We start from the raw sequence: 18,506 nt of genomic DNA on the forward strand, positions 1-18,506 counted from the left end.
TTCAGGTCAGGCCAAGCGATTATTGTGAAGCACGTGCCATGCTGAATCTTTTGACCCTGGACCGCATCCATTCGATCAGATCATCCACGTAAGTGAATACCACCGGAATCACCAGCAGGCTCAGGAAGGTCGACGTGATCAGACCGCCGATCACCACGATCGCCATCGGCGAGCGGAAGCTGCCATCGCCCATGCCGAGGTCGAGCGCGACCGGCATCATGCCGGCACCCATTGCCATGGTCGTCATCACGATGGGGCGTGCGCGTTTTTTGCAGGCATCCAGCAAGGCTTCGCTGCGGGTCATGCCGCGTTCGCGATGCGAGACGATGGCGTATTCCACGAGCAGAATGGAATTCTTGGTGGCGATCCCCATCAGCATGATGATGCCGATCATCGACGGCATCGAGATCGCGGTGTGCGTCAGGAACAATGCCAGGAACGCGCCGGGAATCGACAGTATCAGCGCGCACAGTATCGTGGCTGGCTGCATGAAATCCTTGAACAGCAGCACCAGAACAATATAGATGCACATCACACCGGTGAACATCGCCAGGCCGAAGCTGGCAAAAAGCTCCTGCATCATTTCCGCATCGCCGACCGGTGCCAACTCCACCCCGGCGGGCATGTTTTTGATGGAAGGCAGGGCCAGCACCGCTGCCTGCACCTTGCCGAGAGGTTGCCCGGCCAGTTCGATTTCAAAGGAGATGTTGCGCTGGCGGTCGTAACGGTCGATCTCGGCAGGGCCGCTTTCCAGGCTGAGGGTCGCCACATTGCCGAGCAGCACCGGTCCGCGCGAGCCTTGCACCACCAGGTGCGACAACAACTGGATGTCCTGGCGTGCATCGTCGCGCAGCTTCACCACGATGGGCAGTTGCCGGTCCGGCAGGTTGAGCTTGGCCAGCGACTGCTCGTAATCGCCGCTGGTGGCCACGCGCAAGGTCTCGGCGATCTGACTGGAAGTCACCCCCAGATCGGCTGCACGGGCAAAGTCCGGGCGCACCACCAGTTCCGGACGCAGAACGCTGGAATTTGAAACCACGTTGCCGATGCCCTGGATCGTGCGCAGCTCCTGCCCGACCTTCAGCGCGTACTGGCTCAACAGTTCGCTGTTCTCGCTGGTCAATACAAGCTGGTATTTGTCCGAGGACGAACCCAGTCCGACCTTGAATCGCACACCGGGCAACACTCTCAACGCCTCGCGCAACTGATCCTCGATCTGTTGCTTGCGCAATTTTCGTTCTTTCCTGGGTTTCAACTGGATGGACAGCGTAGCCTTACGTACGTCAGACGCCCCGCTCGGCTCGAATACATTACCCCCTGTCGAGCCGGCACCAATGGCGGTATAGACCAACGTCACGTTAGGATTCTTGATGATGATATTGCGCGCCTGTTCGGCCAATGCGTAAGTCTGGTCGAACCTGGTTCCCGGTGGCAGGGTCAGTGTCACTTGGGTTTGCGACAGGTTGTCCTTGGGCTGGAAAGCCGTCGGCAGGGTGCCGGCCAGCACGAACGAACCGACAAAGAACACAGCCGTCAGGGTCAGCGTCTTCAAGCGGTTCCCCAGACACCACTGCGCCCATTTGAGGTATATCTCTAGCCATTTCGGCGTCGCGTGCAGCTCGCGCGGACGCAGAAAATAGGCCGACATCATGGGCGTCAGCAGGCGCGCCACGACCAGCGAGAACAGCACCGCCACGGCCGCCGTCCAGCCGAACTGCACGAAGAACTTTCCCGGTATGCCGCTCATGAAGGCCGTCGGCAGGAATACCGCGACCAGCGTGAAAGTCGTCGCGATCACCGCCATGCCGATCTCGTCGGCCGCCTCCATCGCCGCCTGGTAAGGCGTCTTGCCCATCTCCAGATGGCGCATGATGTTCTCGATCTCGACGATGGCATCATCCACCAGCACACCGACCACCAGCGACAAGGCAAGCAGCGTCACCAAATTGATGGTGAAACCGAACACATACATGACCGCGAAGGTGGGAATGACCGCCAGCGGCAAAGCGGTCGCTGCCACAATGGTGGCGCGCGTGTTGCGCAGGAAGAAGATCACCACGATCACCGCCAGCAGCGCGCCCTCGAAGATCATCTCCATCGAGCCCCTGTAGGTTTCGTACACCTGGTCGACCGTATTGAACACGCGTTCCACGGTGACCTGCGGGTGCGTCTGCTTCAGGGTTTCAAGCGCTTTCGCTACGCCGTTTCCCACTTCGACATCGCTGGCGCCGAGCGAACGGACGATCTCGAAGCCTACCACTTCCCTGCCGTCATGCAGCGCGGCCGAGCGCCTTTCGGCGATGGAGTCGCTGACATCGGCTATCTGATCGAGGCGTATGCGACGGCCGTCGCGGATGCTGATCTCCATCTGTGCCAGTTGTTCGGCAGTCTGCACCGTTGCCAGCGTACGCACGGATTGCTCCATGCCGCCGAGATCGGTTCGCCCGCCCGGCGCTTCCTGTTGTATCTTGCTCAGCTGGGTTGAAACCTCGGTGGCGGTAATGTTCAACGCCAGCAACTTGGCCGGATCGAGCTCGACGCGAACCTGGCGTGTCACACCGCCGACGCGGTTTACCGCCCCGACACCTTTTACGCCCAGCAGCAGCTTGGTGATGTTGTTATCGACGAACCAGGACAGCTCCTCCTCGTTCATCTCGGGGTCGGCGATGGTATAGGTCACGATCGGCTTGCCGCTCAGCTCCACCTTGGTGATGACCGGATCGAGCATCTCCTTCGGCAGATCGCTGCGGATGCGCGTGACCGTAGATCGCACGTCTTCCAGCGCCACGCGCGTATCCCGCTCCAGCCTGAATTCGGCGGACACGATGGCGGTTCCGTCGGTGACATGGGTGTAGAGGTGTTTCAATCCCTGGGCGCTGGCGAGCGCGTTCTCGATCTTGCGCGCCACTTCGGCTTCCATCTGGTCCGGCGACGCACCCGGCATCGAGGCCGTCACAGTGATCGTCGGCAGATCGATATCGGGGAACAACTGGATCTTCATGGCCTTGAACGCCATCACGCCCAGAAAGGTGAGCATGATGAAGCCAAGAACCGCCGGAATGGGGTTGCGTATCGACCAGGCTGAAACGTTCATGCCTGAGCTTTCACCACTTGAACGACATCACCCTCGGTCAGAAACGCCCCGCCGCTTTCGACAACCGGTTCATCCGGCTTGAGTCCCTGTTTGATCTCGACGCGATCGCCATTGCGCTGCCCGACTTTCACCTCGCGTTCGTGCACATGGCCGTCCGCTCCCACCACCAGCACAAAAGTCATGCTGCCGCGCTGCAGGACAGCCGACTGTGGCAATGACAGCAAGCTCCGCTTGCCGTTGCTGATATCGAATGTGCCATGCGCAAAAAGTCCGGCGATGATCCCCGTGCTGTCCGGCAGGGTGACCAGTGCGTAGCCGTAACGCGACTGCAAATTCACCGCCGGGGAAATGGCACGGACCGTGCCCCTGATGACGCGGCCCTCGCCCACAGCGACTTCAGCCGTCATTCCCTTGCGCAACAGCATCAACTCTTCCGCAGTCAGCTCGGCGCGCCACTCCAGGCGTTCGTTGCGGATCAGCCGGAACAGTTCGGCACCAGGCTGGGACATGGAACCGGAATTGGCACTGGCAGCCGATATGACGCCGTCATAGGGCGCGACGATGCGACCCTGCGCGGAATGGGTTGCCGCGGGGTCGTCGCCGAGGCGCGCAAAATTATCCAGCGTCACCAGCACATCGCCCTGTTTCACATGATCGCCGATGCTGACTTTGACCTCCGCAAGACGCACCCCTTGCACTTGTGCACTGATGACGGCCTCCTGCCACGGCAGGATGCTGCCGTTGGCTGACAGCGTGCGTCCCCATTTGTCCTGCTGCAACACGGTCGTCCGCACCGTCAGCGCCGGACGGCTTTCGGCAGGAACAGTCGGCTCGGCCTTGGCAGTACCGGTGTCGATCACCCACGCGCTACCGGCAGCCAGCGCCAAAGCCAGCAAAGCGATACTGATGATCATGGGTTTGCGTTTGATATGCATGTTCATTCCGGGGCTTCCTCTCAAAACAATTTTGGTGTCCGTGCAGGCAGGGCCAGGCCGCTTATTTGTCAGCGCCAGCCGCGGTTGCGCGTCTTTTGCGTTCTGCCTCGATCAACGCAACGGCGTATCCAACCAGTCTTTCCGTCATCGTCTCCCGTGCCTTCTGCCCGCTAATCAGGTTCGGCGCAAAATAATCGAGCGCCATTCGATTGTGAAAATAGAAAGTCGCCAGGCCGATGACTCCGAAAGTCAATCTGTCCAGATCTGCATCGGGTTTCTGCAGGCCGAACTCCCGGCACAACAAGGCCTGCATCTTTTCGTGATTCGGGCGGAACGCCTGCACCATGGCATCGCCCAGCACGCCGCTGGGCTCCGCGTCTTCGCGCGCATGCAACCGCATGAAGAGCTGCCGCATCGGGTCTTCCTCCACTGTCGGAGGAAACAGCCAGCCATAGAAAGACTGAAGCGCTACCTCCAGGGATACCTGCGCGATGTCCAGCGTGGCAAAGGTATTGCATTCGTTCAGGAAAGGCAGGCGGAACACTTCGCGGTACAGTTCCGCCTTGTCGCCGAAGTAATAATGGATAGAGGCCAGATTGACCTCGGCCCGTTTGCAGATTTCGCGCGTGGTCGCGGCGTGGTAACCGACTTCGGCGAAGACCTCGGTTGCGGCTTGTAGCAGGCGCCAGCGCGTCTCTTCCTGCGCGCTGGGCTGATGGCCGAGCAGGCGTTGTGCTGTTTGCAGCAGCAGGCAGCGGGTTTCTTTCTCTGCGGTCATGCCTCACCCCGGAATTGTTTGAATATTAAACAGAATAATTCAGTCGGTTGATTAAGTCAATCGACTGAATTACTTTTATGACAGATTAATGCTTGCCCTTTGCCATGACCTGCTTCTACCGTTCGGAGATAGTCGGTGCCTTGCGAAAAGTGGCCGGGTCGTTCAGGCAATCGATCAGAAAGCGCGCCGTGTGCAGGCGCGAGATCGTCAGCGCCGGTTTCGGCTCGTTGTAGTAGCTCTCGACCAGTGTCTTGAGTCTCTTTCCGTTATTCAAGAGCGCCGCACGCACCGCGGTCCAGTCCATGCCCGACCTGCGCAACTCGGATTCCTGCGCATCGTGGTCCTGGAAGGTGTATTGCAGGTTGGTGTTACGGATCAGCCAGCGCATGACGAACACCGCATCATCGAACGAGTCGTTCACACCAACCGAACTCAGCACCACGATGCGGCGCATGTCCATCTCTTTCATTGCCGCAAGACAAGTGCGTATCGACTGCGTCATGAACAGAGACGGACTGAGCCGCCTGGCCCACGGATTATCCGAAGTGCGGTTGTTGTTCAGCGCACTGACCACCGCATCACAGCCCGCGATGGCTTTCCTGACATCGTCTGCATTCATCGGCGAACCTTCGACCACCGTGAGCTTGTCCGAGTGTACGGTGATCGCCGCCGCACGGCGTACCAGAGCAGCCACTTCGATGCCTTGCGACAAGGCATACTCAAGGACGTGGCGTCCGGTCCGTCCGGTCGCCCCCAGCAACAGGATGCGCATGGTCATGTCATTCCTTGGCCGCAGCGTCTTCCTGTTTGCCTTTGCCGCACCAGCCGCGCATCCCGTTCTGGAATTTCTCGCGCTCTTCCGGCGTCATGTTTTCGAGGCGGTGCTGATGCCATTTGCGATGCCCGCCGCAGTGCCCGCGAAATCCGCCGAACAATATCTTGCTCAGCAGCAGCACGCCCATCGCCTGCACATAATCGATTTCCCTGACGCCAAAGAACAAGGTCGGCAGCAACCAGTTCCACAACGCCATCACCACCCAGCCCAGCGCCGCGATGCCTGCCACCACCAATAAACCAATCTTCCAGCATTTTGCTTTGCAGTTCATTTCATCTCTCCTTGAATATCCAATTCATTATGGCCGTTCTACAAATCAAACTCGTCGTAGATCGTTTGCAGGCGAGCCCGCAGATGGAGCACCGCATATCGCTTGCGTGCCAGCAGCGTGTTCACCGCCACATTTTTTTCGGCTGCCAATTCCTTGAAGCTGCGCCCGTCCAGTTCATGGGCGATGAATACGTCGCGCTGTTCCCTGGGCAACTCCTCAAGCGCCGCAAACAGCTCTTCCTGCAGCACCGACCGCGCATAGGCCGCTTCCGGGCCTGCATCCGCCGACGGCAGCACTTCGTCCAGCCAATGTCCGTCTTCTTCCTCGTCCGGCATCTCCGGCAATGCCACCTCGCGCTTCTTGCGAAAACGGTCGATGATGCGATTGCGCGCCACGCGGAACAGCCACGCACCCACCTGCTCTATCGGCTCGGGCAGCCGGTAAGCCTCGACATACTCGAAGAACACATCCTGCAGGATATCCTCTGCCTCGTTCGTGTCCGGCACGCGCCGCCGGATGAAATTCCGCAGCCGCCCGCGCTCTTGCGAGATGGTTTCGGTGATGCGTTTATCCTGTTCGGCCATCAGCGCATTCGCGGTTAGTGTCGTATCCATGCCTGTGAAGACGGATCACGGATGGGAATATTGTCGTGTTGTGAAAAAAATCTCAAAGCGCGCGTGTCCGGCCGTCTGGAGGCGACGGGTGAAAGCAATGTATCTTCAGTTTCTCTGCGACGGGAAGCCAGGGATCCCCTGCAGATATTTCTCACCGATCAGCTTGCTCTCCTTGTGCAGGAATTCCAGGAAGGCCAAAGCGACCACAGACAACTGTTTGTCTTTGGGGTAGGCCAGATACCAGTGACGCTGTATGGGAAAGCCCTGCACGTCGAGAATGGCCAGTTCCTCGCTGTTGCGGTCCAGCGTGAGCGTATGGGCCGACAACACGGCGATGCCCAGTTCGCTTGCTACTGCCTGCTTGATCGCCTCGTTGCTGCCCAGTTCCATCCTGACTTTCAGTTGCAGCCCGCGTTCGCCGAAAAACTGTTCGGTGGCCAGGCGGATACCGGAACCGGGTTCGCGCATCAGAAAGGGTTCTTCAGCCAGGCGTTGCGGCGAAATGTTCTTTTCCAAAACAAGAGGGTGATTGCTTGCAGCCAGCACCACCAGCGGATTTTCCAGGAAAGGTTCCACCTGTATGTCCATATCTTCGGGCGGAGTACCGAGCACATAGATGTCGTCCTGATTGTCGGCCATGCGCTGCAACACCCGCTCGCGATTGGTCACCTTGAGTGACACATCGATACCGGGAAAGCGTTGGCAGAACAGTCCGAGCAACCGCGGCACAAAATACTTGGCAGTAGTGATGACGGCCAGCCTCAGCTTGCCCGCCTTCACTCCCTTCATATCCGAGACCAGCATCTCGAAGCGGGACAGACCCTCGAAGATCTCGCGACAGACCTTGAGCAGCTCGCGTCCCGAGTCGGTCAGGTAGACCCGCTTGCCGATCTGTTCCAGCAGGGGCAGCCCGACGATATCGGTTAACTGCTTGATCTGTATCGATACTGTCGGCTGGGTCAGGTAGAGCTCTTCGGCGGCGCGGGTGTAACTGAGGTTGCGCGCAACCGATTCGAATACCTTGAGCTGGCGCAATGTTGCGTTTTTCATCATGTTCGTTTACTCAATAAACCATAGATATAAGTCTATCGTTTGCATCGAAAATTACAATTATTATTTATGGTTGAACTTGTCTACAGTGGCGACACGCTCTTCGGAGCCATCAGTCTTCCATAGCGGAGGATATCTGTTCAACCTGAAAGAAGGAGATTGCAATGGCAGTCAAGACCTATAACGCCGGAGTCAAAGAATACCGGCAAACTTACTGGACGCCGGAATACACCCCGCTGGATACCGACATCCTCGCCTGTTTCAAGATCACCCCGCAGCCCGGCGTAGACCGCGAAGAACTTGCTGCTGCGGTCGCGGCCGAATCCTCCACCGGCACCTGGACCACAGTGTGGACCGACCTGCTGACTGACCTCGATTACTACAAGGGCCGTGCCTATCGCATCGAAGACGTGCCCGGCGATGATACCTGCTTCTATGCTTTCGTAGCATACCCGATCGACCTGTTCGAAGAAGGCTCCGTCGTCAACGTGCTGACCTCGCTGGTCGGCAACGTGTTCGGCTTCAAGGCGCTGCGCGCCCTGCGCCTCGAAGACGTGCGCTTCCCCATCGCCTATGTGAAGACTTGCGGCGGCCCTCCCCAAGGCATCCAGGTCGAGCGCGACAAGATGAACAAGTACGGCCGCCCGCTGCTGGGTTGCACCATCAAGCCGAAGCTGGGTCTGTCCGCCAAGAACTACGGTCGTGCCGTGTACGAGTGCCTGCGCGGCGGCCTGGACTTCACCAAGGACGACGAGAACGTCAACAGCCAGCCGTTCATGCGTTGGCGCGACCGTTTCGAATTCGTGCATGAAGCCACACTGAAAGCAGAGCGCGAGACCGGCGAGCGCAAGGGCCACTACCTGAACGTGACGGCGCCGACACCGGAAGAGATGTACAAGCGCGCCGAGTTCGCCAAGGAGATCGGCGCACCGATCATCATGCACGACTACCTGACCGGCGGCCTGACTGCCAATACCGGTCTGGCCAATTGGTGCCGCAACAACGGCATGCTGCTGCACATCCACCGCGCCATGCACGCCGTGCTGGACCGCAACCCGCACCACGGTATCCACTTCCGCGTGCTGACCAAGGTCCTGCGCCTGTCTGGCGGTGATCACCTGCACTCGGGCACCGTGGTCGGCAAACTGGAAGGCGACCGCGAAGCAACGCTGGGCTGGATCGACACCATGCGCGACGAGTTCATCAAGGAAGACCGCAGCCGCGGCCTCTTCTTCGACCAGGACTGGGGCTCCATGCCCGGCGTCCTGCCGGTTGCCTCCGGTGGTATCCACGTATGGCACATGCCCGCGCTGGTGAACATCTTCGGCGATGACTCCGTGCTGCAGTTCGGCGGCGGTACGCTGGGACACCCGTGGGGCAACGCTGCCGGTGCGGCAGCCAACCGCGTCGCACTGGAAGCCTGTGTGGCAGCCCGCAACCAGGGTGTGGCCATCGAGAAGGAAGGCAAGTCCATCCTGACCGAAGCCGCAAAATCCAGCCCGGAACTGAAGATCGCCATGGAAACTTGGAAAGAGATCAAGTTCGAATTCGACACCGTCGACAAGCTGGACGTGGCCCACAAGTAAAAACGCAGGTCGGGCGGCGCGCAAGCGATGCCCGGCAATTCAAAGAACGTTGGGTTACGGCTACGCCTGACCCAAGCTACAAAAGGATGGAATCATGAGCGAAGTAATGGATTACAAATCACGTTTGTCCGACCCTGCCAGCCGCAAGTTCGAGACATTCTCCTACCTGCCGGCAATGACCGCCGACCAGATCCGGAAGCAGGTGGAATACCTGGTTTCCAAAGGCTGGAACCCGGCCATCGAGCATATCGAGCCGGAATACCTGATGGACTCCTACTGGTACATGTGGAAGCTGCCGATGTTCGGCGAAACCGACGTGACGAAGGTATTGGCCGAAGCGGAAGCCTGTCACAAGGCCAACCCCAACAACCACGTGCGCCTGATTGGTTATAACAACTTCAACCAGTCGCAGGGCGCGGCCATGGTGATCTTCCGCGGCAAGACGGTTTGATGCAGTACTCCTGCCGCGCCGGTTCGGGCGGCAGGGTTTTTAACCGCGATCAGAAGTGTTTCGCATATGGACACAAGCGTCTGCGAGTCGGCCGCTTCTGCCCTTGTGTTAAACGATAGACGGAGACAAGAATGAGCGACATCATCCAGCAGTACCGTATCGAAAAGGAACCCTATTACCGCGCCGTCTCGGACGAGGTGGAACTGTTCGAGGCCGCCTACACCGTGCGCATGCCGATGATGCTGAAAGGCCCCACCGGTTGCGGCAAGACGCGCTTCGTGGAACATATGGCCTGGCGACTGGGCAGGCCGCTGATCACGGTGGCCTGCAACGAAGACATGACTGCCTCCGATCTGGTGGGACGCTTCCTGCTCGATGCCAACGGCACGCGCTGGCAGGACGGCCCGCTCGCGCTCGCGGCCCGCCATGGCGCGATCTGCTATCTGGATGAAGTGGTCGAGGCACGTCAGGACACCACCGTGGTGATCCACCCGCTGACCGACAACCGCCGTGTGCTGCCGCTGGAAAAGAAAGGCGAGCTGGTGCACGCCCACCCCGATTTCCAGCTGGTGATCTCCTACAACCCCGGATACCAGAGCCTGATGAAGGACCTGAAACAATCCACCAAGCAGCGCTTCGGCGGCCTCGACTTCAACTATCCCGAACACGCCGTCGAAACCGAGATCGTCGTGCATGAAACCGGCGTCAATGCGGAAACGGCCGGCAAGCTGGTATCGATCGCCGAACGCGCGCGCAACCTCAAGGGACACGGTCTCGACGAGGGTATCTCGACGCGCATGCTGGTTTACGCGGGCAGCCTGATCGCAACGGGTGTCGATCCGGTCAAGGCTTGCCGCGTGGCACTGGTAAGGCCGATCACCGACGACCCGGACATGCGCGATGCGCTGGACGCGGCGGTGACCACGTTCTTTTGATCATGCGGCACGCATCAGGCCGCACAGCGGCCAATCGAACCCGTATAACTTAATGTCTTTGGTGACGGAATAACCATGGCGATCAATCTTGGAGACTATCAGGAACTGCTCGACACGCTCTCGCCGGAGTTGCAGGAAAGCCTGCGCGCCGCCTGGCCGGATGCAGCCAAAGTATTCAGTGCACGCGGCCTGGACAATTACCTGAAAGGCGCCGCAGCGCTGAAGAGTCTCGGCAAGGGAGATGAACTGGTTGCCACCTGGATCGACCACGCGCCGCTGGTGGCCAAGGAGATCGGCGAAGATGCCGTGCCGGACCTGGTGCAGATCGCACTGGCGCTGGCCTCCAAGACCTCGGGCGCCGTGATCGAACTGGTGCTCAGCACGGCGCCCACGGCGGCCAACCGCCTCGGCGATGAAGCGCTGTTCCGCGCTTACCTGCAGTTCCTCTCCACGCTTCTGGCACAGGCGCCGCGCGGCGTGCGCCCGATGCTGGAGAACCTGGGAAAACTTTTCAGCCAGCTCACTCTGGGCGGCCTGCGCCGCTGGGCATTGTGGGGCGCGCATGCGCACCGCACCAACTATCCCGAGCAGGCCAACTACTTCAGCCTGCAGTCGAAGGAATCGCTGGCGATGCTGCAGAAGGAACGCAAGGGCACGCTCTTCATCGATGTGCAGCGTCGTATCAATATGTATCTGCGCGCACTCTGGGCCAGGGATTTCTTCATGAAGCCGACCTCCGGGGATTTCGAGTCGCGCGAGGGCTATCGTCCCTATGTGGAGGGTTACTTCATCCACCTCCCCGATGCCTACGATGATTTCACTATCGGTGAAACGAAGCTGCCGGGGCTTGAGTTATACCGTGCCGCGGCAGCGCACAGTGCGGCGCATCTCGTTTACACGCGCGAGCCGATCTCGGCCGAGGCGCTCAATCCATGGCAGATGGCGGTGATCAGCGTCATCGAGGATGCCCGAGTGGAAACACTGGCAGCGAACCGGTTCCCGGGCCTCAAGAAGCTGTGGGTGCAGTTGCACTCCATTGAGGCGGGCCAGGGCGAGTCGGCCGGCGATTATCTCAACCGCCTGGCGCGCGCCTTGCTGGACGAAAACTACCAGGACAGCGACCCGTGGATCGCGCAAGGACGCGTTCTGTTCAAGCAGGCCACGGATCGCCTCGACAGCAACCAGATATCCTGGGACATCGGTGTGCAACTGGCGCACGAGTTCCGCACCAAGCGCATCGCCTTCAACCCGCGCAGCGATGTGCTGACTGCGCCCTACCGCGACGACAACCGCTACTTCTGGGAATTCGAGGAATTCGATTTCGACAAGGCGATGGCGGCCGGTTATGAAGCACCGAAGCAGGTGCGAAAGCACGTCAGCCTGATGGAATTCGCCAACGAACTCGATGTCGAGACCGCGGGCGACGATGCGGAAGAGATCTGGGTGCTCGGCACCGAACTCTTCCCCTACGAGGACATGGGCAAGTCGTACAACGAACTGGAAGGCAAGGAGCCGGTCTCCGAACCGTACCACTATGCCGAGTGGGACTACCAGATCCAGCTCGAGCGTCCGGGCTGGGCCACGGTGCTGGAGAAACGACCCAAGGCGGGCGACCTGCAGCTGATCGACAACATCGCCGCACAGCACAAACGCACCATAGGCCGGCTGAAGTTCCTGCTCGATGCCCTGCAACCGCAAGGCGTGACGCGCATACGCAAGCTGGAGGACGGCGACGAGCTGGATGTCAATGCGGCGATCCGCGCCATGATCGATATCCGCATGGGAGAGCAGCCCGATCCGCGCATCATGATGCGCTCGGTACGCAAGGTGCGCGACATTTCGGTCATGGTGCTGCTAGACCTGTCGGAATCCACCAATGACAAGGTCAGCGGGCAGGATTACAGCGTGCTGGATCTGCAACGCCAGGCCACCGTGTTGCTGGCGGACGCCATCCACAAGATTGGCGACCCGTTCGCGATCCACGGCTTCTGTTCCGACGGTCGCCACAATGTCGAATATGCCCGCTTCAAGGATTTCGACCAGCCCTATAATGAAGTGCCCAAGTCGAGACTGGCGGGCATGAGCGGCCATCTTTCCACGCGCATGGGCGCGGCCATCCGTCATGCAGGGCATTACCTGAAGCTGCAGAAATCGGCAAAGAAACTGTTGCTGGTGATCACCGATGGCGAACCGGCGGATGTCGACGTGCGCGATCCGCAGTATCTGCGTTACGACACAAAGAAAGCCGTGGAGGAAATGACGCGTTCGGGCGTGACGACTTTCTGCATGTCACTCGACCCGCGAGCGGACCAATACGTCTCGCGGATATTCGGGGCACGGAACTACATGGTCGTGGACCATGTAGAACGTTTGCCAGAGAAGTTGCCAATGCTTTACGCAGGACTGACGAGATGACACTACAGACATATATCGGGATCGACCAGGACACCAATGCAGGTTTGACCCATCTGGGCCGACTCGTGCGCGATGCCTGGGTATTCGGCATCCTGCCGGAAACGGAAACCTGCGCGGGCTGGGATTCGGCACGCATGCAGAACCTGTACGAAAAGGTGTACGCGGCCTGGGAGCCCTATGCGCATCTGCCCAGCCGTTTGCCGGAAGATCTGCGCGAACGCCATACGAAGTTATACGCGACAGCCATCACCACGGCGCGAGACCGGGGATGGAATGCGGAGTTGGGCGAGGACGAATAAGGTGGCGACGATCAGTCGCGTTCGGGTGCAGTGAATTTAATGACTCGCGCGATGCCGTCGAAGCGCCCCTTGGCGGCGAGATCGTTCAGTGCGCGCGGCAGTTCTGCTTGCAGGCGTGCCATGAGTCCGGCTGCCGAGGGTTGATAGTAGACCGCTTCATAGGCAACCGGATCGTCCAGCGAGTTGCGCTGCTGCGGACGGAAGTTGCGCCAGGCGATGTCGATCCAGCACTTGCGTTCGCCGTCGAGGAATACGAGTTCTTCCGCATCCAGTATCGCCAGGTATTGCATGGCGCGGATCGGGATGAACAGGCAGCCGGAGCTCGTGCGCGACAGCAGCGTATGCGCCAGGTTATAGGTTGCGGCAGGCAGGGATCGCGGCTCGCGCGCGATCTCGGGATTGCGGTAGCAGGTGATTTCCATGAACACCCCCAGGAATGGCAGTCAGCAATAATTATCCATGTTTTGATCGATACACAGGAGAACACGAATGACGAAAACAGCATCAGCGAAAACTACTTCCAGCAAACCGGCAGGGAAGATCCTGGTCGGCATCCTCACGGGCAGCCCCAATGACCTGCCCACCGTGGTCAAGGTGCGCGACACCCTGACCGAACTCGGCATCGCCAGCGAGATCGTGGTGGCTTCTGCCCACCGCACGCCGGACAAGGTATTGGCCTATATCCAGCGTGCGCACAAGGAAGACGTGCAGGTGCTGATCGGTTGCGCGGGCATGGCCGCCCACCTGGCTGGCGTGATCGCAGGCCACACCCGTCTGCCGGTGATCGGCCTGCCGCTTTCGGGCGGCGTCGTGTCCGGCCTCGATGCTTTGCTGTCCACGGTGCAGATGCCGCCGGGCGTGCCAGTCGCCACGGTGGCGGTAGACGGCGCGAAAAATGCGGCCATGCTGGCCGCACGCATCCTCGCGCTGAAGTTTCCCGCCATCGATACTGCGCTGGAAGCCGCGGCGAAAAAGGAACGCGCGCGCTATGACCTGTCCGCGGACGAAGCACTGGCTAAACTGAACGCCAAGAAGTAAGGACGCTGCCATGCCCCTCGTTCATCTTGCCGACATCGTCAATCACGCCCACCGCCACAATTATGCGGTGGGTGCGTTTGGCGTGGCCAACCAGGATTTTCTGGAGGGCGTGATGCAGGCTGCCGAAGACAGCCGGGCGCCGGTGGTGCTGAACCTGATCGCATCGCATTTTTCCGGACACGATTTCGACCTGTTCGTACCATCCGTGGTTGCGGTCGCACGGCGGGCAGCCGTGCCGGTGGCGATCAACTTCGACCACGGCACCAGTCAGGCATCTGCCGTGCACGCCATTGCGGCCGGCTGCAACGCGGTCATGGTGGATACTTCCATGCTGCCGTTCTCGGAAAATCTGCGGCAGACCCGCGACATCGTTGCCATGGCCCATGCCTGCGGCATCACCGTGGAAGGCGAGCTGGGCTATGTGCCCGGCGTGGAGGGAGAAAGTGCCGAGGAACATCCGGGTGAGCTTGCATACACATCCGCGGTCGAGGCCAAGGCATTCGTGGAGCGCACGGGCGTGGATTGCCTGGCAGTCTCGGTTGGCACGGTGCACGGTCGGATGAAGGGTACGCCGAAGCTCGATTACAACCGGCTGGACAAGATACGCGAAGCGGTTGATGTACCCCTGGTGATACACGGCGGTACCGGTCTGAGCGATGAGCAGTTCAGGCGGCTCATTTCTCACGGCATAGCCAAGATCAATTACTACACAGGCCTGGCCGATGTCGCTGGCCGGCGGATCAGAGAGAACGCGGCAGCCAATACAGGCGACAGCTACAGCACGCTGATGACCGGCGTACGCGAAGCCGTAAGCGAAGAGACCGAACGCTGCATCCGCATCTGGGGCAGCGGCGGACGGGCAGCGGAAGTGCTGGCGCAGTGCCGCCCCTGGCAGGAAGTGGAGCACATCGTCCTCTACAAAACTGCCAATGAAACCTCCGACATCGAGATCGCTTCCATCATGCGCGAGGGCAAGGCTGCCATGCTGACGATACCCGGCGTGCGCAACATCCGCATTGGACAGGCCCTGCAACCTGACGGCAAGTATCACTACTGCTGGTCAGTCACCCTGTCCAGCCAGTCCGCCATCGAGGTCTTCCAGAATCACGCGGCACAGCAGAGTTTTGCCCGCAAGGTCTTTCTCTCCGTTGCTACAGAATGGATCGCGCTGGATTTCGCGGAGATCCAGCCTCCGGCGGCCTCGTTCACGGCAGCGCCAGTCAAGCTCGCGGCAAGGGGCTGAGTCGATCTTGTCGTAATCAATTCGATCCCTACTTGCCGGGAGATAGGTCGATACAAAATATTTGCAGGCTCCCAGATCAAGAGAAAATCTTTCTCACAAAATAGGATTGACCGCCTGCATGAGCGCTTCAATCTGCACAGCATTGATAAATTGTTTGAGAACATGAATGACGGTTAATCCGTCGATGTCGACCGGTAGCTTTCGGGCAGTGATTGCTCAATGCCGACCTTCTTCTTTCGACAAGCAGAAGGTCACTCTTTCAATAATTTCTCTATGCGATGATTACTCAAAAAAGTTCTGCATGTGTACGCGCCAGCCATGGACGTTGCATGATGTACAACTCGTTTCGAAAGGAGTATAAATTCCCTAGCTAATGTCTTTTGACAGATTAGCTGGTCTTGAAATTAGTAGTTCTTACTAATGTCGAAGAAGGAGACGATCATGCACTCCATTCATTTACACGATGTACATTTCTCCAGAAGCCCGAACTTGTTCGCTTTGTCCGTTGGAGAAGTAATCTGGTTTTCCATTGCCCTCTTCTTCTTTTTCGTATCTTGGATGATTGGCGGGGACGAATTCAAGGATTCTATTGGCGGAAATATCGGGTTGGCAGGATTGCTGATAGGACTGGCAATAGGCGCAATCTTATGTGGCGTTACCAAACCTGATAAATAAGTAAAAAGGTGTAGCCATCGAATGTTTGAACCGCATTCGATGGAGGCTGTTTGAAATTGGCTGATTAACAAGGAGAGTCAAAATGTCTACTCTGAAATTTATTGCGCCTGAAGACGACGCAAATTTAAAAAATCGTGAACTTGTGTACGTGGCAGTTTTAATCATGGTGGGAATGGTGTTTGCTTTTTTGATTTTGTCGGGAGTATTGTTTCGATAATAAGAAATACGTTTGGTTAAACTGAATCATCCAAACGGATCAAACTTGCCCATCAATGGCTCCCGGAGTTTGAAGAATCAACCCGTAAAATGTCGGTTACTGGCACAACGCGGAACTTCACGAACGGCAATGAGGTTTGCGGACCTTCAATATTTACAGATCAATGCTCCGGTAGACAACTTCAACCACGACCAACTCTTCGACACCATCGGGGAGTTGCAACATCACAGCGTCGTCCGCGCGCGCCTTGAGCAGCGTGCGCGCCAGCGGCGACACCCAGCTGATGCGCCCGCTGCCCACGTCCGCCTCGTCGATGCCGACGATGCTATAAGTACGTTCCGTGCCGTCGCCGTGGCATACCGTCACCGTCGCACCGAAGAAAACCTGCTCGCAACCCTTGCGCTGCGCCGGGTCGATCACCTCGGAATTCTCCAGTCGCTTGGCAAGGAAGTGTAAACGCCGGTCGATCTCGCGCAGCCGCTTCTTGCCGTATATATAGTCCCCGTTCTCCGAGCGATCACCGTTGGACGCCGCCCAGGCGACGGTCTGCACCAGTGCAGGACGTTCCACATCCAGCAGCTGCATGTATTCCTCTTTCAGGCGGCGATAGCCCGCCGGGGTGATGTAGTTCTTGGTGCCGGCCGGAATCGCCGGCAATGGCGCCAGCTCATCGTCGTCTTCGTCATCGGTATCGCGTGTAAAAGCTTTGCTCATCGTTGTTGCATAACAGGTCTGGATTAACGGCTCAAATAGTAACTGAAAAGCACCCTCAACATTGGTACGGATATTGCTGAACACAAGGCTCCAACATTCTTTTACGACAAGGTGCCCCATGCTATTCGACACATACGAACAAAAAGGTTTGCTGTTCAACATGAACTTCAAGGAAGCCGAAGCCGGTTATGCGGCTTACCGCGGCGATCTGGTGCTGGCACTGGGCGAGGTCGGCGATGCACTGGGTCACCGCAAACCGCCTACGGCCACCATCAAGAACACCATCGTGCTGGCCGAGGAGGACAAGATCAAGCTCTACGTGGGCAGCCTTGATGAACTCGCCTTGCTGCCCAAGGTGCTGGCCTACTACCAGGCCGATTTCGCGCCGGACGTGCGCGTCATCCTGTTCGTGGTGAACATCAACAAGCCACTGGTGATCGAGGCCGGCGGCCTGAGCATCGCCGCCATCGGCATGCAGGAAGGCCTGATCTGGAACGAGCTGATCGACATCGCGGCGCTGGACAAGGGCGACTTCAAGGGCCAGTCCGCGACCGAAAAGATCGTCACGGTTTACAAGGCACTGGCCGACTACAAGCCCAAGGGCGACAAAGTGTCGTTCGAGGAAGCGTTGACGCGGACGGTCGAACTGAAGCGCGCGGGACGCGGTCCGGTCTGATTCTTCTGTCGCATCACCTGTCGATTGTTGGATTCACAACAATCGGCAGCTTTAACAGGGAGTATCCATGTCACGCATCGGATTGTTCTTCGCCAGCAGCACCGGCAACACCCGGCGCATCGCCAAGCTGATCAAGAAACGCTATGACGATGACACCATGGCCGAGGCGCTCAACGTCAACAAGGCCAGCGCCGAATTGGTGGCCGGCTATACCCATCTTGTCTTCGGGACTTCCACGCTGGGTGGCGGGCAATTGCCCGGTCTTTCCACCGATTGCATGGGGGGCGGCTGGGAAGAGTTTTTGCCGCAACTCAAGGACGTGGATTTCAGTGGTAAGACCATTGCACTATACGGGCTTGGCGATCAGGACAAATACCCTGAAGAGTTTGTGGATGCAATGGGCATACTGTATGAGTTTTTCACTGCCCGTGGCGCAAAGATGGTTGGCGCCTGGCCTGCCGATGACTATGATTTCATTGCGTCCAAGGCCCTTGTCGACGGCCAGTTCGTCGGCCTGGTACTGGATCAGGAAAACCAGAAGGCACTCAGCGATGCACGGCTGGATGCCTGGTTGAAACAGATTTCGCCGGATTTCGGGTTGCCGCTTTAAGACGCTCCCCGCCTGCAATTCCATTTTTTTCAAGTCTCCCCCCTTTAATTATTGACCCTGATATGCGTCA

Annotated in this window: 20 protein-coding genes; 11 read left to right on the forward strand and 9 right to left on the reverse strand. The window is 58.7% G+C overall.

All coding sequences use genetic code 11. From position 1 onward, the window contains the following. Positions 1–19: 19 nt before the first annotated feature. From QOY30_RS12415 to QOY30_RS12445, 7 genes are all read right to left on the reverse strand, one after another. Entirely contained in the window at positions 20–3,094 is a 3,075-nt protein-coding gene (locus QOY30_RS12415) for an efflux RND transporter permease subunit (protein ID WP_283744933.1), read from the reverse strand. Further along, complete coding sequence (locus tag QOY30_RS12420; RefSeq protein WP_283744934.1) at positions 3,091–4,035, reverse strand: efflux RND transporter periplasmic adaptor subunit; 945 nt, start codon at positions 4,033–4,035, stop codon at positions 3,091–3,093. The genes QOY30_RS12415 and QOY30_RS12420 overlap by 4 nt, the downstream gene beginning before the upstream one ends. Positions 4,036–4,090: 55 nt before the next feature. Continuing rightward, positions 4,091–4,807 (reverse strand): TetR/AcrR family transcriptional regulator, encoded by a 717-nt coding sequence (locus tag QOY30_RS12425; RefSeq protein ID WP_283744935.1) that lies wholly within the window; start codon positions 4,805–4,807, stop codon positions 4,091–4,093. Positions 4,808–4,922: 115 nt separating this feature from the next. Further along, on the reverse strand, positions 4,923–5,585 hold the full coding sequence (locus QOY30_RS12430) for an NAD(P)-dependent oxidoreductase (RefSeq protein WP_283744936.1): 663 nt from the start codon (positions 5,583–5,585) through the stop codon (positions 4,923–4,925). Position 5,586: 1 nt separating this feature from the next. Beyond that, complete coding sequence (locus QOY30_RS12435) at positions 5,587–5,913, reverse strand: hypothetical protein (protein ID WP_283744937.1); 327 nt, start codon at positions 5,911–5,913, stop codon at positions 5,587–5,589. Between the two features lie 38 nt (positions 5,914–5,951). Next, on the reverse strand, positions 5,952–6,527 hold the full coding sequence (locus QOY30_RS12440) for an RNA polymerase sigma factor (RefSeq protein ID WP_283744938.1): 576 nt from the start codon (positions 6,525–6,527) through the stop codon (positions 5,952–5,954). 105 nt (positions 6,528–6,632) lie between these two features. After that, positions 6,633–7,577, reverse strand: coding sequence for a LysR family transcriptional regulator (locus QOY30_RS12445; protein ID WP_283746066.1), 945 nt, complete (start codon positions 7,575–7,577; stop codon positions 6,633–6,635). A 164-nt stretch (positions 7,578–7,741) separates the two neighbouring features. On the opposite strand from QOY30_RS12445, the gene QOY30_RS12450 reads away from it, so the two are divergent. The 5 genes from QOY30_RS12450 to QOY30_RS12470 all read left to right on the forward strand — a co-directional run bounded on the left by QOY30_RS12450 (position 7,742) and on the right by QOY30_RS12470 (position 13,263). After that, positions 7,742–9,163: a form I ribulose bisphosphate carboxylase large subunit gene (locus QOY30_RS12450; RefSeq protein WP_283744939.1), complete on the forward strand. Its 1,422-nt coding sequence runs from the start codon at positions 7,742–7,744 to the stop codon at positions 9,161–9,163. Between the two features lie 94 nt (positions 9,164–9,257). Then, positions 9,258–9,614, forward strand: coding sequence for a ribulose bisphosphate carboxylase small subunit (locus QOY30_RS12455; protein ID WP_283744940.1), 357 nt, complete (start codon positions 9,258–9,260; stop codon positions 9,612–9,614). A 131-nt stretch (positions 9,615–9,745) separates the two neighbouring features. Beyond that, complete coding sequence (locus tag QOY30_RS12460) at positions 9,746–10,549, forward strand: CbbQ/NirQ/NorQ/GpvN family protein (RefSeq protein WP_283744941.1); 804 nt, start codon at positions 9,746–9,748, stop codon at positions 10,547–10,549. A 75-nt stretch (positions 10,550–10,624) separates the two neighbouring features. Then, positions 10,625–12,964 (forward strand): nitric oxide reductase activation protein NorD, encoded by a 2,340-nt coding sequence (locus QOY30_RS12465; RefSeq protein ID WP_283744942.1) that lies wholly within the window; start codon positions 10,625–10,627, stop codon positions 12,962–12,964. Continuing rightward, positions 12,961–13,263: a hypothetical protein gene (locus QOY30_RS12470; protein ID WP_283744943.1), complete on the forward strand. Its 303-nt coding sequence runs from the start codon at positions 12,961–12,963 to the stop codon at positions 13,261–13,263. The genes QOY30_RS12465 and QOY30_RS12470 overlap by 4 nt, the downstream gene beginning before the upstream one ends. Before the next feature lie 11 nt (positions 13,264–13,274). Here the strand turns inward: QOY30_RS12470 and QOY30_RS12475 are convergent, their stop codons facing one another. Continuing rightward, positions 13,275–13,685, reverse strand: coding sequence for a hypothetical protein (locus QOY30_RS12475; protein ID WP_283744944.1), 411 nt, complete (start codon positions 13,683–13,685; stop codon positions 13,275–13,277). Positions 13,686–13,752: 67 nt separating this feature from the next. Here QOY30_RS12475 and purE point away from each other — a divergent pair, with 67 nt between their 5' ends. From purE to QOY30_RS12495, 4 genes are all read left to right on the forward strand, one after another. Continuing rightward, on the forward strand, positions 13,753–14,301 hold the full coding sequence (gene purE, locus QOY30_RS12480) for a 5-(carboxyamino)imidazole ribonucleotide mutase (protein ID WP_283744945.1): 549 nt from the start codon (positions 13,753–13,755) through the stop codon (positions 14,299–14,301). 10 nt (positions 14,302–14,311) lie between these two features. Beyond that, positions 14,312–15,544: a class II fructose-bisphosphate aldolase gene (locus QOY30_RS12485; RefSeq protein ID WP_283744946.1), complete on the forward strand. Its 1,233-nt coding sequence runs from the start codon at positions 14,312–14,314 to the stop codon at positions 15,542–15,544. Positions 15,545–15,985: 441 nt separating this feature from the next. Further along, positions 15,986–16,219 (forward strand): hypothetical protein, encoded by a 234-nt coding sequence (locus QOY30_RS12490; protein ID WP_283744947.1) that lies wholly within the window; start codon positions 15,986–15,988, stop codon positions 16,217–16,219. Between the two features lie 82 nt (positions 16,220–16,301). Then, the gene (locus QOY30_RS12495) at positions 16,302–16,436 is read left to right on the forward strand and encodes a hypothetical protein (protein WP_283744948.1); all 135 of its coding nucleotides are present in this window, start codon (positions 16,302–16,304) and stop codon (positions 16,434–16,436) included. 153 nt (positions 16,437–16,589) lie between these two features. On the opposite strand, the gene greB is transcribed toward QOY30_RS12495, so the two are convergent. After that, a complete protein-coding gene (gene greB, locus QOY30_RS12500; protein WP_283744949.1) occupies positions 16,590–17,150 on the reverse strand; it encodes a transcription elongation factor GreB in 561 nt (186 codons plus the stop codon). 118 nt (positions 17,151–17,268) lie between these two features. Here greB and QOY30_RS12505 point away from each other — a divergent pair, with 118 nt between their 5' ends. Together QOY30_RS12505 and QOY30_RS12510 are read left to right on the forward strand one after the other, a co-directional pair. After that, entirely contained in the window at positions 17,269–17,826 is a 558-nt protein-coding gene (locus QOY30_RS12505; protein WP_283744950.1) for a hypothetical protein, read from the forward strand. Positions 17,827–17,893: 67 nt separating this feature from the next. Then, entirely contained in the window at positions 17,894–18,436 is a 543-nt protein-coding gene (locus tag QOY30_RS12510) for a flavodoxin (protein ID WP_283744951.1), read from the forward strand. Positions 18,437–18,506: the final 70 nt, after the last annotated feature.

The sequence above is a fragment of the Sideroxydans sp. CL21 genome, assembly GCF_902459525.1.
Lineage (GTDB): Bacteria > Pseudomonadota > Gammaproteobacteria > Burkholderiales > Gallionellaceae > Sideroxyarcus.

Excerpts from the sequence above, each read along its gene's own strand:
- QOY30_RS12415 (WP_283744933.1), bottom strand. The coding sequence starts at position 3,094 with ATGAACGTTTCAGCCTGGTCGATACGCAACCCCATTCCGGCGGTTCTT.
- QOY30_RS12420 (WP_283744934.1), bottom strand. The coding sequence starts at position 4,035 with ATGAACATGCATATCAAACGCAAACCCATGATCATCAGTATCGCTTTG.
- QOY30_RS12425 (WP_283744935.1), bottom strand. The coding sequence starts at position 4,807 with ATGACCGCAGAGAAAGAAACCCGCTGCCTGCTGCTGCAAACAGCACAA.
- QOY30_RS12430 (WP_283744936.1), bottom strand. The coding sequence starts at position 5,585 with ATGACCATGCGCATCCTGTTGCTGGGGGCGACCGGACGGACCGGACGC.
- QOY30_RS12435 (WP_283744937.1), bottom strand. The coding sequence starts at position 5,913 with ATGAACTGCAAAGCAAAATGCTGGAAGATTGGTTTATTGGTGGTGGCA.
- QOY30_RS12440 (WP_283744938.1), bottom strand. The coding sequence starts at position 6,527 with ATGGATACGACACTAACCGCGAATGCGCTGATGGCCGAACAGGATAAA.
- QOY30_RS12445 (WP_283746066.1), bottom strand. The coding sequence starts at position 7,577 with ATGAAAAACGCAACATTGCGCCAGCTCAAGGTATTCGAATCGGTTGCG.
- QOY30_RS12450 (WP_283744939.1), top strand. The coding sequence starts at position 7,742 with ATGGCAGTCAAGACCTATAACGCCGGAGTCAAAGAATACCGGCAAACT.
- QOY30_RS12455 (WP_283744940.1), top strand. The coding sequence starts at position 9,258 with ATGAGCGAAGTAATGGATTACAAATCACGTTTGTCCGACCCTGCCAGC.
- QOY30_RS12460 (WP_283744941.1), top strand. The coding sequence starts at position 9,746 with ATGAGCGACATCATCCAGCAGTACCGTATCGAAAAGGAACCCTATTAC.
- QOY30_RS12465 (WP_283744942.1), top strand. The coding sequence starts at position 10,625 with ATGGCGATCAATCTTGGAGACTATCAGGAACTGCTCGACACGCTCTCG.
- QOY30_RS12470 (WP_283744943.1), top strand. The coding sequence starts at position 12,961 with ATGACACTACAGACATATATCGGGATCGACCAGGACACCAATGCAGGT.
- QOY30_RS12475 (WP_283744944.1), bottom strand. The coding sequence starts at position 13,685 with ATGGAAATCACCTGCTACCGCAATCCCGAGATCGCGCGCGAGCCGCGA.
- purE (WP_283744945.1), top strand. The coding sequence starts at position 13,753 with ATGACGAAAACAGCATCAGCGAAAACTACTTCCAGCAAACCGGCAGGG.
- QOY30_RS12485 (WP_283744946.1), top strand. The coding sequence starts at position 14,312 with ATGCCCCTCGTTCATCTTGCCGACATCGTCAATCACGCCCACCGCCAC.
- QOY30_RS12490 (WP_283744947.1), top strand. The coding sequence starts at position 15,986 with ATGCACTCCATTCATTTACACGATGTACATTTCTCCAGAAGCCCGAAC.
- QOY30_RS12495 (WP_283744948.1), top strand. The coding sequence starts at position 16,302 with ATGTCTACTCTGAAATTTATTGCGCCTGAAGACGACGCAAATTTAAAA.
- greB (WP_283744949.1), bottom strand. The coding sequence starts at position 17,150 with ATGAGCAAAGCTTTTACACGCGATACCGATGACGAAGACGACGATGAG.
- QOY30_RS12505 (WP_283744950.1), top strand. The coding sequence starts at position 17,269 with ATGCTATTCGACACATACGAACAAAAAGGTTTGCTGTTCAACATGAAC.
- QOY30_RS12510 (WP_283744951.1), top strand. The coding sequence starts at position 17,894 with ATGTCACGCATCGGATTGTTCTTCGCCAGCAGCACCGGCAACACCCGG.